15 protein-coding genes and 1 pseudogene are annotated in these 13901 nt (G+C 69.5%); 9 read left to right on the forward strand and 7 right to left on the reverse strand.

The annotated features are described in order from the left end of the window. The first annotated feature begins 270 nt into the window (after nt 1-270). The 6 genes and pseudogenes from AB0K12_RS39670 to AB0K12_RS39695 all read left to right on the forward strand — a co-directional run bounded on the left by AB0K12_RS39670 (nt 271) and on the right by AB0K12_RS39695 (nt 5449). Entirely contained in the window at nt 271-945 is a 675-nt protein-coding gene (locus AB0K12_RS39670) for a transcriptional regulator (RefSeq protein WP_364572832.1), read from the forward strand. 187 nt (nt 946-1132) lie between these two features. After that, nucleotides 1133-1219: pseudogene (locus AB0K12_RS39675) on the forward strand (deaminase); the annotation flags it as partial. 316 nt (nt 1220-1535) lie between these two features. After that, entirely contained in the window at nt 1536-2921 is a 1386-nt protein-coding gene (locus AB0K12_RS39680; RefSeq protein WP_364572834.1) for an alpha/beta hydrolase, read from the forward strand. A 34-nt stretch (nt 2922-2955) separates the two neighbouring features. Continuing rightward, nucleotides 2956-4020: a sensor histidine kinase gene (locus AB0K12_RS39685; protein WP_364572836.1), complete on the forward strand. Its 1065-nt coding sequence runs from the start codon at nt 2956-2958 to the stop codon at nt 4018-4020. Next, nucleotides 4017-4703 carry a response regulator transcription factor gene (locus tag AB0K12_RS39690; protein WP_364572838.1) on the forward strand — a complete coding sequence of 229 codons (687 nt, stop codon included), beginning with the start codon at nt 4017-4019 and terminating at the stop codon, nt 4701-4703. Before AB0K12_RS39685 ends, AB0K12_RS39690 begins: the two co-directional genes overlap by 4 nt. Continuing rightward, nucleotides 4694-5449 (forward strand): hypothetical protein, encoded by a 756-nt coding sequence (locus AB0K12_RS39695; protein WP_364572840.1) that lies wholly within the window; start codon nt 4694-4696, stop codon nt 5447-5449. Before AB0K12_RS39690 ends, AB0K12_RS39695 begins: the two co-directional genes overlap by 10 nt. A gap of 714 nt (nt 5450-6163) precedes the next feature. Here the strand turns inward: AB0K12_RS39695 and AB0K12_RS39700 are convergent. Genes AB0K12_RS39700 through AB0K12_RS39710 form a run of 3 tightly spaced genes read right to left on the reverse strand, consistent with a single transcriptional unit; the run spans nt 6164 to nt 8117 of the window. After that, nucleotides 6164-6958, reverse strand: coding sequence for an ABC transporter permease (locus AB0K12_RS39700; RefSeq protein ID WP_364572842.1), 795 nt, complete (start codon nt 6956-6958; stop codon nt 6164-6166). Continuing rightward, complete coding sequence (locus tag AB0K12_RS39705) at nt 6955-7845, reverse strand: ATP-binding cassette domain-containing protein (RefSeq protein WP_364572844.1); 891 nt, start codon at nt 7843-7845, stop codon at nt 6955-6957. The genes AB0K12_RS39700 and AB0K12_RS39705 overlap by 4 nt, the downstream gene beginning before the upstream one ends. Next, nucleotides 7842-8117 (reverse strand): hypothetical protein, encoded by a 276-nt coding sequence (locus AB0K12_RS39710; protein ID WP_364572846.1) that lies wholly within the window; start codon nt 8115-8117, stop codon nt 7842-7844. Before AB0K12_RS39710 ends, AB0K12_RS39705 begins: the two co-directional genes overlap by 4 nt. 13 nt (nt 8118-8130) lie before the next feature. On the opposite strand from AB0K12_RS39710, the gene AB0K12_RS39715 reads away from it, so the two are divergent. The 3 genes from AB0K12_RS39715 (at nt 8131) to AB0K12_RS39725 (ending at nt 9539) form a co-directional block, all read left to right on the forward strand. Then, the gene (locus tag AB0K12_RS39715; protein ID WP_364572848.1) at nt 8131-8400 is read left to right on the forward strand and encodes a hypothetical protein; all 270 of its coding nucleotides are present in this window, start codon (nt 8131-8133) and stop codon (nt 8398-8400) included. Continuing rightward, complete coding sequence (locus AB0K12_RS39720) at nt 8397-8942, forward strand: hypothetical protein (protein WP_364572850.1); 546 nt, start codon at nt 8397-8399, stop codon at nt 8940-8942. Before AB0K12_RS39715 ends, AB0K12_RS39720 begins: the two co-directional genes overlap by 4 nt. Nucleotides 8943-9098: 156 nt before the next feature. Continuing rightward, complete coding sequence (locus tag AB0K12_RS39725; RefSeq protein WP_364572852.1) at nt 9099-9539, forward strand: hypothetical protein; 441 nt, start codon at nt 9099-9101, stop codon at nt 9537-9539. A gap of 297 nt (nt 9540-9836) precedes the next feature. Here AB0K12_RS39725 and AB0K12_RS39730 read toward each other — a convergent pair whose 3' ends face one another. The 4 genes from AB0K12_RS39730 to AB0K12_RS39745 all read right to left on the reverse strand — a co-directional run bounded on the left by AB0K12_RS39730 (nt 9837) and on the right by AB0K12_RS39745 (nt 13553). Beyond that, nucleotides 9837-10556: a cation transporter gene (locus AB0K12_RS39730; protein ID WP_364572854.1), complete on the reverse strand. Its 720-nt coding sequence runs from the start codon at nt 10554-10556 to the stop codon at nt 9837-9839. Then, on the reverse strand, nt 10553-10969 hold the full coding sequence (locus tag AB0K12_RS39735; protein ID WP_364572856.1) for a metalloregulator ArsR/SmtB family transcription factor: 417 nt from the start codon (nt 10967-10969) through the stop codon (nt 10553-10555). The genes AB0K12_RS39730 and AB0K12_RS39735 overlap by 4 nt, the downstream gene beginning before the upstream one ends. Before the next feature lie 312 nt (nt 10970-11281). After that, a complete protein-coding gene (locus AB0K12_RS39740) occupies nt 11282-12022 on the reverse strand; it encodes a CPBP family glutamic-type intramembrane protease (RefSeq protein ID WP_364572858.1) in 741 nt (246 codons plus the stop codon). A 127-nt stretch (nt 12023-12149) separates the two neighbouring features. Continuing rightward, nucleotides 12150-13553: a hypothetical protein gene (locus AB0K12_RS39745; RefSeq protein WP_364572860.1), complete on the reverse strand. Its 1404-nt coding sequence runs from the start codon at nt 13551-13553 to the stop codon at nt 12150-12152. Nucleotides 13554-13901: the final 348 nt, after the last annotated feature.

The raw sequence follows: 13901 nt of genomic DNA on the forward strand, positions 1-13901 counted from the left end.
AGACTCTTGTCTTGCTTACGTGCCGGCTCTCGGCCGCTCGGGCGCCGGCGGGGGGGGACCCGCCCACACCCCGCCCCCCCCCCCCCCACCGCGGGCGTCCAGTATGAATAGGGGCATGACGGTATTGGTGGAGTCTGGCCAATTTGCCCGTGAGCTACGGCGCTGGCGGACGCGCCGCCGCTTCAGCCAGCTCGATCTGGCTATCAGAGCCGATACGACCCAGCGCCACCTGAGCTTTCTCGAAAGGGACGCTCGCGGCCGGGGCGCGCCATGGTGGTGCGGCTGGCCGAGTCCCTGGATCTGTCGCTGCGGGAACGCAATGAGCTCCTGCTCGCCGCGGGCTACGCGCCGATCTATGCCGAGTCGAGCCTCAACGCCCCCGTACTCAGGCCAGTGCGCGAAGCGGTGGAACGCATTCTCGACGGGCACTTGCCGTACCCCGCTCTCGTGGTCCGGCCGTACGGCGAACTGGTCGCCGCCAATGCGGCGTTCGACGTTCTCGCGGAGGGCACCGCGCCCGCATTGCTCAAGTCCCCGGTCAACGTGCTGCGCCTGGCCCTGCATCCCGATGGGATGGCCCGCCGGGTCGAGAACCTGGCCGAGTGGGGCCGCCACATCACCGGCAGCCTGCGCAACCAGGTGCGGCAGAGTCCCAATCCGGGCCTGGAGGAGTTCATCGCCGAGCTGGACGGTTACCTTCCCGACGTGGATCCACCGGCTGAGCACCTCGGCTTCGCCGTGCCCCTGCGGTTGCGAGTGCCGGAAGGCGAACTGCGCCTCATCACCACGCTGACGACGTTCGCGACCGCTGTCGACGTCACGCTGTCTGAGCTGCGCCTCGAAGCGTTCCTCCCCGCCGACGAGACCACGGCAACGATCCTCAGACAGCGGCGGATGACCACATCAACCAGGTCATCCTCATGCGCTCATCTGAACGTCGGCTAAGATCCGCACGTATCTGAGCGGGCTTCACGGGGGCCTGATACGAGTATCGGAACGAAAGACCCGCAAAGCGGACTCCGTAAAGCGGCTTACCGTGACTTTTCGTTCGGATACGCCTCGTCGAAGCGTTTTCGCTGGTCAGTCATCATCCGGGGGGCGGCCTTGAGCTCGCCGCAAGCGGGCCAGTCTCTTGGGAGGCAGCATCTCAAGACAGTGCCTCGCACTGGGGCTCGTCGACGAAGTCCAGCTGCACATCCTGCCGATTCTGCTGGGTGAGGGCGTCTCGCTGTTCGCAGGCATCGGAAAGCGCATCGACCCCGAACGCGTCGAGACCTCCGCATTCGCCGGCGAGACGCACCTTCGCCACCGCGTCCGTTCTTGGATGACACCCGACGCTGCCGCCCTCGATCCTGACAGGCTCACCGCAGCCATCGTTGCGGACCTCCATGACGCGCAGGAAGCGCCTCTGCTCCCAGGCGTCCAGCGCATGGGGCGAGCTTGGGCGGGGTGTCGCGGCGGACCTGGACCGGGCGCGGCAAAGATATGCAGAAAGGGGGACGCGTGGGCGGAGCGGCTCCGGCGATCCTTCCGGCATGAACATCGTTGCCTCACTCGTCGTCGGCGCCGTCACCGCCGTCGCTCCGGTCACGGCCACGCCGCTGTCATGGCAGGACTGCGGGGACGGTCTGCAGTGCGCACAGATCCAGGTGCCGGCCGACTGGGCCCGCCGAACAGGGCAGAAGGCCACGATCGGTCTCGCCAAGCTGTCTGCTCAGGACCAGGCCGGCAAGAAGGGCGTGCTGCTGGTCAACACCGGTGGGCCTGGCGAGCAGATCGCGCTTCTCCGTCAGGCGAAGGAGTCCTTCGCAGATCTGACCAAATGGTTCGACGTGGTGATTTTCGACCCGCGAGGGTTCGGCAAGTCCAGCGCTATCAACTGCCCCATCTCCGCACCGTTCGCCACTGAGTGGGTGTTTCCGAACGAGGACGCATACGACGCGTACGCTGCGAAGAACCGCGCTTTCGGGCAAGCATGCGCCAAAGAGGCCGGGCCGCTGTCGGGAAACCTCAACTCCTGGCAGATCGCGCACGACATGGAGGCGATCAGAAAGGCCCTGGGACAGGCTAAACTGACCTACCTGGGCAACTCGCACGGCACCGTACTCGGGCAGGCCTACGCCGAGTTGTTCCCCCGCCAGGTCGGCCGGATGTATCTCGACAGCGTCTTCGACCACACCACCCCCGACCTGCGCGCCTGGCTCAAGCCACGGGCCAAGGCCCTGGAGGCCAACTTCAAGCGCTTCGCCGCCTGGTGCCAGAGCACCGCCACCTGCGCGCTGCACGGCAAGGATCCGGTGGCCGTCTGGGAAGAGGTGATGGCCAAGGCCCGCCGCGAGCCCATCCCCGCCCCCGAAGCCGGTCCCGGCGTACGCATCAGCGACACCCAGATCGCCTCCCGCGCCCACTTCACCCACGAGGCCACCTGGGAGCGCCTGGCAGCCGGGCTCGCGCGGGCACAGGCCGGCGACGCCTCGTTCTTCGCCAAGGTGCAAGGAGCGCCGGACCCCGACCTGTCGCGCGTCATCCTCTGCGCGGATCTGCCCTACCCCGGGTACGCAAAGGTCAAGAAGCTGGAGAGCGTCCTGCGTCGCGATACGCCCCACATCGGGTGGCGGGCCGTGTGGCCGATGGCCAATCACTGCGCCGGCCTCCCGCCAACCAGAACGTACGCGCCTCACCCCATCAAGGAGCCCGGCCTGCCCCCCGTGCTCATCGCGGGCGGCGAGTACGACGACAACACCCCGACCGCGGACGGCCGACGGCTGGCCGCCCAGCTTCCCGGGGCCCGCTTCCTGCCGGCCATCGGCGGGCATGCGCTCTACCTCTCCGGCCACCCGTGCGTACGCCAGCACGTACACCGCTACCTGACCACGGGCCAGATGCCGCCGCGCGGCGCCTCCTGCGGACCGGCGAAGTAGCGTTGCCGCTGTGTACGCCAGAGAGGGACTCTTCGTGCTCGCGGCCACGGCCGCGCTCACCGCATTCGCCATACTCGATGGCGAGCCGCCACCGTGGCCTGAGCTGCCCCTCCTGGTGGGTGCCAGCCTCGCCGCTGCCCTGCCGCTGACGTTGCGTGCCCGCTTTCCGCTGGCAGGAGCGCTGCTGTCAGCCGCGATAGCTCTGCTCGGGCTGGCGATCCCAGGGTGGCAAGGCCGGCTGGTGGCCATGGTCATGTTCGGCGCGGCGTCCTTCCGCCTGCCGCGCCGCGCCTGGCTGGTGATGAGCCTGTCCATCGTCTGGACCACCGGTTACGGCCTGCTCATCCCGCGGGCACAGGCGGGGCTTTCCGTGGTCACTGACCTGGTCATCATGGGTGTCGCTCCGGTCGCGATCGGCCTCGCCCTGCAGCTGTACGGTGAGCGGGCCGCGCAGGCGGCACGGCTCGACCAGGCCGAGACCCGCCGCGCCATGGCTGAGGAACGCGCCGCGCTCGCCCGCGACGTCCACGACAGCGTCGGCCACCACCTCACCGCCATCCGCATGCAGGCCACCGCCACCCGCCGAGCACTGCGCGGCCAGGCGCAGACCGCCGACAAGGCGCTGGGCACCATCGCCGAGCTGTCCGCAACCGCGTTGAACGAGGTGCGCGCCCTTCTCGACTCACTGCGTGAGGCAGCCACTGGAGCGGACCTGGAAGAGATCGATAACCTGGCCAGGCGGCTCTCCACCCCACGGCTGCCGATCTCGGTCCACCGCGCCGGGGCCGGCATCACGCTGCCGCCCGCTGTCGGCCATACGGTCTACCGCCTCGTACAAGAAGCGCTCACCAACGCCGTCCGCCATTCCGGAGCCGGCCACGTGGACGTGCACGTGATGTGCGACCCGGCCGCTGTGACGGTCTCGATCATCGACGACGGCCACGGCCGTGCCGGAGCGGAGGGGCGGGGCATCAGAGGCATGCGCGAGCGCGTCGACCAACATGGCGGCACGTTCGTGGCAGGCCCGGGGCAGGATCACGGCTGGCAGGTGGAGGCTGTCGTGCCGATCGGGCCCGTCGGTTCAAGGAGGGTGGCGTGACGATTCGAGTGGTGATCGCCGATGATCAGCCGGCCGTACGCGACGCGTTGCGGGTGACACTGGACGGCGAGCCCGACATCAAGGTGGTCGGTGAGGCGGCCGACGGAGCTGAAGCCGTCCACCAGGCGCTGTGGCGGCGCCCCGACGTGGTGGTGCTGGACCTGCGCATGCCGTACGTAGACGGGCTCTCCGCGATCCGGCAACTGGCCGGCTTGGAAGCTCCGCCGGGGATGCTCGCGCTGACCACGTTCGACACCGACGAGTACCTCTTCGGGGCACTCCAGTCGGGGGCTTCGGGGTTCCTGCTCAAGGACAGCGACCCCGAACTGCTCCTAAAGGCGGTGCGAGCGCTGCACCGCGGGCACGGGCTGGTGGACCCCCAGGTCACCACCCGGTTGATCCACCGATTCGCGAGCCTGTCGCCCGCCTCCCCCGCCGACGCGCAAAAGCGGCTCACTGCTCGTGAGCTTGAGGTGCTCCGGCACCTGGCTCGCGGGCTGAGCAACGCGCAGATAGCCCGAGCCCTGACCATCGAGGAGGGCACGGTCAAGAACCACGTCGCGAGTCTGCTGCGCAAACTCGGGCTGCCCACGCGGGTGCGCGCCGTCATCTATGCCTACGAGCACGGCCTGGCACCGCGCCACTCAGACACCCGATCTCCCAGGAGATTCACATGCCCTTGATCCTTCGGAAGGCAAGCCTGCGCCGGAGAGGCTGGTGGATCGCGGGCACGGTCACCGCGGTTCTCCTCACCGCGGCCGTGGCGCTGACCGCGATCGCCTTCCCGTCTGTTGCGGCCACCACCTGTCCTGGCTGTTATGGCCTGGAGCGGCTCCAGGCCGGCGTGTACGCCGAACCCGGCCTGGCGCCGGCCGAGCGCCGGCACGTGGCTGAGGTCGTCGAGCAGGCGAACAAGCGGGTACGTGCCTTCTTCGGCGGACGGGCAAGCACCCCTGACATCCTCGTTTGCCTGTCCGACGACTGCTACCGCAGGATCGGCGGCGGCCGGGAACGCGGCATTGCCGTACTCAGCCGGTCGGTGATGCTGTCTCCGCGCGGCGTCGATCCCGTGATCGCCTCGCACGAGCTCACCCATGTGGAGCTTCACGCCCGTCTGGACGGCGCCGAAGTCCCGCAGTGGTTCAATGAGGGCTTGGCCGTCCTGGTCAGTGATGATCCCCGCTACCTCGCCCCGGCCGGCGACCGTTGCCTGCTCGACTCCCGCCGAGCTTTGCCGGCGACGCTCGACGCCTGGCTCCGCGCGGGATCAGCGGATCCCCATGTGTACGCCGAAGCCGCCTGCCAGGTAAGTCGCTGGGTATCGACGAACGGCGGAAGAGAGGCCGTACTCACCCTTATCGAACGGCTGTCAACAGGACATGCCTTCCCTGACATTCAGCTGCCGGCCGCAGCCGCGACCACGGGATGATCGCCCTTACCCTGACCAACGACGACCGGGGTCAATGAAGATACGTGGAAACCGCTCAGGCGATTCGCAAAGCACCTCTTGAACCGCCCTGATCACCGCCGCCGGCTCGGCTCGCACATCCCGCCCCGATATCACCTCGTTCGCCGAGCATCCACCTCACTGCTGTCGCCGACGAGCGCGGGCGTCGGTTTGGCCGCGAATTTCGAAGAAACCACAGGTCAGATCCGGTTCAGGGGGCCATCGCATAGTTCTCAAGGCACCCCGGCTGTCGGTCGGCATCCCTCGCGGTGGGGCCGGAGGAGCGGGCTCAGGGTTCGCACAGGAGAGGAAACGACCGCTTCGAGACGATCTGTCCTTTCTGAGCGCTGCGACGAGGCGACCAACCCACTGCATGGGTGTGGCGGAAGGCCCCATTCAAGTGGCTGGTCCCAGAGGATGGCCACGTGAAGCCCTTAGAGATATCACCGATCACCGTCAAAGCGACGATCGCGCTATATGTCCGAATCTCGAAGCTGATGCGATCACACACCGACTCGCGCCGAAAACCGAACGTCGCGTTCCGCGCAAGATCATTTTCAGCGCCAACGGCTGTTCCTGGGTTCCTCACCTCCGGTGACCTGGGCGACCAGCGGTTCTAGTGCCCTGAGCCTTGGCTCCACGGAGCCGAATATGGCCGAGAATGCCCTGAAAGAGGGAGTGGGTCTGCCGGGCCGCTCACATGATGTCTCGCCGCAACGGGGCCGCGACGGCGATGGCAGCCGCGATCAGGGCATAGCCGACCAAGACGCCACCACCTGCCGGCGCGGACAGCAGTCGGGCCGCGGAGGTATCGGTCTGACTGGCCACGGCATCCGCCAGGTAGGTGAAGCCGGTCAGTGCGGCAGTGGCGCCGCCCGGGAGATAGGAATAGAGCACGTTGATTCCCGGGACGAGCATCAACACGGTCTCGATCATGTAGAAGTAGGCGCCGACGGCGACGAGAGCGGTCACCTGGTTACGAAGGAGAGCGCCCACGGCGACGCCCAGCAGAGTGTAGACGGCCATGGTCAGCGCGATGCGGGCCAACAAGGCCGCGACCATGGCGGTCGGTAGACCGAGCGTGATGCCTTTGAGCATGGCCACGCCGAACAGAGCGCCGCCGGCCACGGCCGCGGCAATCGCGCCGTAGGCGAGCCCCGCTCCTGTGTAGACCGCCAGCTTCGCTACCAGCCAGGTCCAGCGCCTGGGAGCGAACAACGTCGTCGTGGTGATGGTCCGGTGCCGATACTCCGAGGACACGGCGATGGTGCCCAGCAGAGCTGGGGCAAAGACGGTGAGGCCGAGCAGGCCCAGCAGCATGTGGGTGCCTTGGGCGGTGTCCAGCCCGGGCAGCGGAGGCGTGAAGTTTTCCGGCCCGACAAGGGCGAGCAGACCCACGAGTGCTCCACTGCCCAGCGTGGCCAGCAGACCCCACAGCCAGAGCCTGCCGCTGGTCAGGCGCGTCCATTCAGCGGCGAGCAGGGCGGTCATCGGGAACCTCCGGTGAGGTGCAGGAACGCTTGTTCGAGGGTGGGGCGTTCAGGGGTGATCTCGTGCAGCGTGACGCCGTGGGAAGCGGCGGCAGTGGCGACCTCTGCGGTGCTCAGACCGTGGATGCGCAGGAGGTCGGGTTGCGGATGTTCTACCCTGATCCCGCTGTTCCCGCTGCTCATCAGCCTGGCTGCGAGCAGGTCCGCTTGCGGGGAGCGGACCACCACGGTGGCTGTGCCGTACAAGCCGGTGATAGGTCCGGTGGTGACCAGCCGGCCGTCGCGGATCACCACCACGTGGTCGGCCATGTGCTCGATCTCGCCGAGCACATGGCTGGAGATGAGGATGGTGCGGCCGCCGCGGGCCAGTTCGCGGACGAAGTGCCGCAGCCAGGCGATGCCTTCGGGATCTAGGCCGTTGCTCGGTTCGTCCAGCAGCAGCACTGGGGGATCGCCGAGCAGCGCGGTGGCCAGGCTGAGGCGTTGCCGCATGCCGGTGGACAGGGTGCGCGTGGGGCGGTCGGCGAAGGCCGACACCCCGGTCAGGTCGGCGACCTGCTTGACCCGGGACGTGCCGTACCGGCCCATGCGGGCGTAGACCCGCAGGTGGTCGTGAGCGTTGTGGGCGGGGTGGAAGCCTGCGCTGTCGAGCACGGCTCCGACGGTGGCCGACGGGTGGGGCAGGTTTGCGTAGCGGTTGCCGCCGAACGTGGCGGTGCCGGAGTCTGGCGTGACCAGGCCCAGCATCATCCGCATGGTGGTGGTCTTGCCTGCGCCGTTCGGCCCCAGGAATGCGGTGACGTTCCCCGCTTCGGCCTCGAAACTGAGGTCGGTGACGGCAGTTATCGACCCGAACGCCTTGGTCAGGCCATGCACCTCGATGTTCATGCCGTCACCGCGATCAGCCGGCGCTGAAGCTGTTCGGCATCCGGAACACTGAGGATCAGCTCGTCGTAGACCGACACCCGGCTCTTCAGGACGATCCGCAGGCCGGTGACTTCTCGTCGGGCGGCGACCAGACGCTTGACGCCGGTCAGGGACGTCCAGCTGCCGACCTTAATGACGCCGGAGACGAGCAGGCCGTAGTGCGTGCCCGTGGCAGCCGCAAGCGGCCGCTCGAGCAGATGCACCTCGGCGACCTCCGCCGGCGGCACGCTCACGGCGCTGGTCCTGGTGACGACCGCGGACTTCGGCATCAACTTCCATACCGTGAACAAGGCCTACGACCTGCTGCGACAGCAGGGTGTCATCCGGATCAACCGCAAGAGCGGCGCGGTCGTACGGCGTGATGCCGCCACCGGCCCGCCAGAGGCGCCCTTTATCGACGACTGGGAGGAACGCATGCGCGTGCTGCTGGCAGAAGCCACCGTCCACGGCATCGACCGGCAGGATGTGCTGCGCCGGTGCGAGGCTCTACTGATCGCTTTCGAGGAGAGCACGTGATCCCGTTCCTCAGTGCCGGCCTCATCCTCATCGCGCTGGTCACGTCCCTGATGCTGGCGCTGCCGACGCTGGCCAGGCCCACTCTGCCGTTCGGAGTGCGCGTCGGCATCCAGCGGGTGGACGATCCCGTCATCGTTGCGGCGCGGCGGTTCTACGCTCGTCTGACCGTTTTGGTGGCCGCGCTCGCCGCAGTGGTCTTGGTCCTGGTGCTGCTGGTCACAGGATCCGCCGGCGCGATCGGCATCGCCACGACGGTGGTAATCGTCGTGGACCTGCTGTTGTTCTACCGCGCTCATCGCATGGTCCGCGCCGCCAAGCTCGCCGGCCGGTGGGCGACCGAGCGGCGTCAGGTCGTCACCGTGGACACCACCTTCCGCACCGACCCTGTCCGCGTGCCGTGGTTGTGGGGGTTGCCTGCCCTGTCCGGCTCCTGCTCACCGCGGGCATCGGCTGGGCACGCCACGGCGGACTGCCCGCCACGCTGCCGCCATTTCTTGGGTACGACACAGCCTCCTCGCAGCGTGTACCCACAACCGTGCTGAACGCCTTCCAGCCGGTGACCTACCAGATCGCCATCACCCTGATCATCCTGGCCACAGTCCTGGCCGCGCTACGCCCGCCCCGACCTCGATGCCGCCAGACCCCAAGGCTCCGCCCGCCGCTACCGCATCTACCTGCGCAGCGTTGCGGCGACGTCGTTGCTGTCCGCGGCCTGCCTGAACCTGGCTCTGTTCTTCGCAGCCCTGCAACTGTCGGAGATCGTCACCCCCGTGATCGCCTGGCAGGTGGCCACCTACGCCCCGCTCATCGTGCTGCTGGGCGGCTGGCTGATGTGGGAGATCAAGGTGGGCCAGGCCGGGCACCGGCTCCCCGTTCTGCCGGGCGAGGAACTGGAGGACTCCGGGGTCGGCCAGCGCGACGACGACCGCCACTGGTTCCTCGCCGGTGCCGTCTATGTCAACCGCCGCGACCCGGCTCTGCTTGTGCACGCCCGTCTCGGCTCCTCCTCGTGGACGCTCAATCTCGGCCATCCAATTGCTTGGCTCCTGCTCGGTGTCCTCGCTCTTGCCTTGATCGTGTTGGCGGAGCTGGCGCTGGCGGGCGTCGTTGATCTGCCGGAGAAGCACAGCCTCTTCTGATGACCGGCCGGTGACATGTCCCGGCTCAGCTCGAAGGTGTACGAGGGGTTCTGTTCAGGGGCCCCGGAACCCCTTCTGGCGGGTATTGGCGCTAAGGGGCGAGCGCCTGGAGCATCTGATCCGATGACAGCTACGCCTTCGTCGTGGGCTTCGTCTTCGGCTGCCTGTGCTGAGGGGCCGCGGTTATCCGGCCACCGTAGTGGAGGCGGCCGGTGGTGATCGCCGCCCGTCCGCGCCGGTGCGGCACTGGCCGGCCCGGCGGTGCCGAGCCGGTGAGGGGCGGCGGTTGCCGGATCGTCACCGCTGCGAGGTGGTGGGCGAGCAGCAGCCGTCCGAGCACTCGCCGGAGCTGTCGTTGCCGGCGTTGATCGCGGTGGCGGCGGGGACCGCGCAGCAGGCGTCCCCGCGCCAGGCTTCACGGCCTTCCTTGACCGCGACGGCGGCGATGACCAGGGCGGCGATCGGGTCGGCCCAGGACCAGCCGAACAGGCTGTTGAGTGCCAGCCCGACCAGCAGCACCGCCGACAGGTAGGTGCACAGCAGCGTCTGCTTGGAGTCGGCCACCGCGCTGGCGGAGCCGAGTTCGCGACCGGCCCGGCGCTGCGCATGCGACAGGAACGGCATGATCAGCAGGGACAGGGCGGCCAGGATCAGGCCGGGGGTGGAGTGTTCGGCTTCGCCGGCGCCGAGCAGGGCGCGCACGGCGTCGACGGTGACGTAGGCGGCCAGCGCGAAGAAGGAGATCGCGATGACGCGCAGCGCGGTCTTCTCCCGGCGTTCGTGGTCGGCGGCGGAGAACTGCCAGGCCACCGCCGCCGCGGAGGCCACCTCGACGATCGAGTCCAGGCCGAACCCGATCAGCGCGGCCGAAGAGGCGACGGTGCCGGCCGTGATGGCCACCGCCGCTTCGATCACGTTATAAGTGATGGTGGCGGCCACCAGCAGCCGGATGCGGCGCTGCAGCGCCGTGCGCCGGGCTGGGGACGGGCCCAGGCCGGGCAGGTTGAGCGCGGTCACGCCACCACCTCGCCCACGTCCTGCGGGCCGCCCGGGCAGGCGACGGCACTGGGAATGGAGGTGGGGGCGGGGCACAGCGTGACCGCGTGGCCGGTGGCGGCCAGCAGCTGCTCGGCGGCGGCCAGCAGATCCATCAGCTCGGGCCGGGTCAGGGAGTAGAAGGACTGGCGGCCTTCGGCGCGGTAGTCCACCAGGTCGCAGTCGCGCAGGCAGGCCAGGTGCTTGGAGACGGTGGACTGGGCCAGGCCGAACTCGGCGACCAGGTCGACCACGCGGGCCTCGCCGCGGGCCAGGCGCTGCACGATGCGCAGCCGGTTCTCATCGGCCAGGGAGTGAAACAGTGCGGCCGCCGGGGGGACGCCGGCGGCGATGTCGGCGCTGACGCAGCGGCCGGCATCACTATCAATCGCCATATGACGATGATAGCCAAGTTTGGTCATATCAGCACAAGAGGGAGCGGTATAGAGCTTGTGCGCGCTACGCTCATCTCCTGATGATCCGGACGCTGCCGCGCGTGATCGCCGAACCGCCGGGCAAACCCTACGTCGTCGGCGGAGACGCACAGCCGGGGTGATGCGGACGGCGTCTCCGCCCGCCATGCCTGTGCAGCACTGCAGCGTGCCGGGGGAGATCTGCACGATCTGAACAGCTCCAGTCCGCGCACCGTCCCCAGCAGCGTGGCCGGCGACAGCGGCGCCAGCACGACCGGCGTGCCGTCGGGGGCTTCAGACCAGCGCGCCGGCCAGCAGGAAGATCGCGGTTCCGTGGGCGAGTGCGGCCGCGATGACGCCGGAGCGCAGGCGCAGGAAGGCGCAGATCAGTCCTTCGTAGAGAGTGAAGGCCAGCAGGGGCCAGCCGAGGTCGGTCACGGTCGAGGCCAGGAAGGCGTGGCAGGCGGCGAACAGCAGGGCCGACAGCAACGCCGCGCGAAGTGCTCCGGCGTGCTGCTCCAGCCGGCCCTGCAGGAAGCCGCGGAAGAGTACCTCCTCGGCGAGGTTGCCCGCCAGGCTGAACAGCAGCAGCACTGGCAGCAACGTGACCGCGACAGCGCCGCCCCGCGCCGGCAGCGGTGTCGACAGGGACAGCAGCAGCGCCGGAGCGGCGGCCAGTATGCCGCCGCCGATGCCTCCAGCGAGGGTGACCGGGGTGAAGCGGCCCCAGCGCACCAGCGAGCGCAGTCCGCCGTCCACGCGGAGCACGGCGGCGGTCAGCGCTACCGTGCCTAGGGCGAACAGCAACAGGACGGGCGCCTGGTCGGTGAAGCGCAGCCACGGCATGCCTCCTGCGGTGCCCAGGCGCCAGAATCCGAGGGGGGTCATCGCATCCCTGATCAGAATGAAGCCGAAGATGAGGGTCAGGATGCGCAGCAGCGGGTCGCGTTCGGCGCGCGCGAGTGCGAAGCTTGCGCCGATCAGCAGCAGGCCGGGCAGGATCCGGACGCTGTAGGCCAGGAGGTCGGGCAGCACGAAGGCGTCTCCGTTCGGTGGGAGGGGAGGCGGGGAAGGGCGGGGTGATCGATCCCGCCCTTCGATCCGAGCCGTGGGGAATGACAGTGTTGGGCTGCCATGGTTTCGCTGGTGTGGCGTGTGGTGGTCAGGGGCGTGCGGTGCGGGCCGGGTCTCCGCCGGTGGCGGGCAGCGGGATGACGGCGCGTACCTTGCCGCCCGCGCTGTGCTGGACCGGCTCGGCGGCGCGTTCGAGGCACACGTGCTCGAGACCGTGGCGGGACAGCAGGTCGCGCATGCGGGTCTCGATCTGGCGCCAGAGGGTTTCGGCGTCGGCGCCGGGGGCGGGGTGCAGCCGGACGCGTAGCGAGGTGGGCGCGGAGTGGACGATCTGGAACAGCTCCAGGCCGGGCACCGCTTCCAGCAGGGTGGCCAGCGGCAGCGGGGCGAGGGTGACCGGCGCCTGTTCCCCCGCCGGGCCGGGGCCGGGGACGGTGAGCAGGTCGGCGGCGCGGCCCTGGACGCGGACGGCCGGGCCGGGGTGGCCGCACGGGCACGGATCGGGCCTGAGCAGGACGCTGTCGCCGAGGTCGTAGCGCAGGATCGGCTGCACGTGGTTGGCCAGGTTGGTCAGCAGCACGGTGTGCGAGGGCTCGCCCGGCGGCACCGGCCGGTACTGCTCGTCGACGGGTTCGAGGATGGCCCAGTCGGCGTTGAGGTGCATCCAGTTCTGCGCGCAGCCGTAGGACAGGAAGGGGCACTCGTTGCAGGCGTAGCTGGTGCGCACCTTCGCCCCCAGCGCGGCCCTGATGCGCGCGTACTCGCTCGTGGGCAGGCCTTCGGCGGTGAGCATCACCAGAGCGGGGTCGATGTGCAGCCGTCCGGCCTCGGCCTCGCCGGCCAGCAGCGCGCCGATGCTGGCGTAGGGAGCCAGCACCGTCGGGCGGAAGGTGTTGAGCTCGGTCACCAGGTCGGCCAGCGGCTGGTGCACGCTGAAGGCGGCGACGCGGGAGCGGCCGCGCAGCCGGGCGGCGGCCACGGTGGAGGCGAAATGCCCGCCCTCGGGTATCACCAGCGCCATCCGGGCGCCGCCGCGCACGATGCGGGCCATGTCCCGCACGCTCAGCCAGCCGGCCAGCATCCGCGCCATCATCGCGGAGGTCACCGCGGCCGCGCGGGCGTCTTGCAGGAAGATGCCGTGCGTGCCGGTGGTGCCGGAGGTGGTGGACAGCGTGTAGCGGCCGGCGAACGGCCGGCCGATGCGCGCCGGGTCGTCGGCGAAGGCCCGTGCCTGGGCCAGGGTGAGGGCCGGGTCGGTGACCCAGTCGTCGAAGGCGGCCATCAGCTCGCGCTTGCCGGTGGGTGGCAGCAGGGCCAGGTCGGCCACTCCGGCCGGCAGGTCCCGGTACAGGTGGCGGTAGTAGGGGGAGCGGGTACGCGCCCAGGTCACGAGCTCGCTCAGGCGGGCCCGCTGCCGGGCGGCCATCGCCGCTTCGCCGCCCGCCTTGGCGGAGCGGGCGTCGGCCAGCAGCCGCAACGTCGAGGTGTTCATGGTGGGGTGGTGTCCCTTCTGACCGGCGGCGCCGCGGGCGCCGCAGCTGGTGGGTGATGGGGCCGAACACGGCGCAACAGGGCACGGCCTGGCAGGGCACGGCCCGGCAGGAGTCACGGCGTCGGCGGCCGGTGATCACCAGAGCGCGGGTCGGGTGGCGCTGCGCTCGATGGCTGGATGCAGGCGAGGAACGCGGGCAGGGGCAGCAGCGCGCACGGTGAGCAGCGCGCGGATCAGCAGTGGGCGCGGCAGCGTGGTGGAAGCCAAGCGGCGGAGTCCTTCCCGGGCGGTGGACGACCCGGCCGGGCATCCGCGAGGGGGCTCGGCCAGGCATGACTGCGTGGCCGA

It is taken from the genome of Nonomuraea sp. NPDC049419 (assembly GCF_040676995.1).
GTDB lineage: Bacteria > Actinomycetota > Actinomycetes > Streptosporangiales > Streptosporangiaceae > Nonomuraea > Nonomuraea salmonea.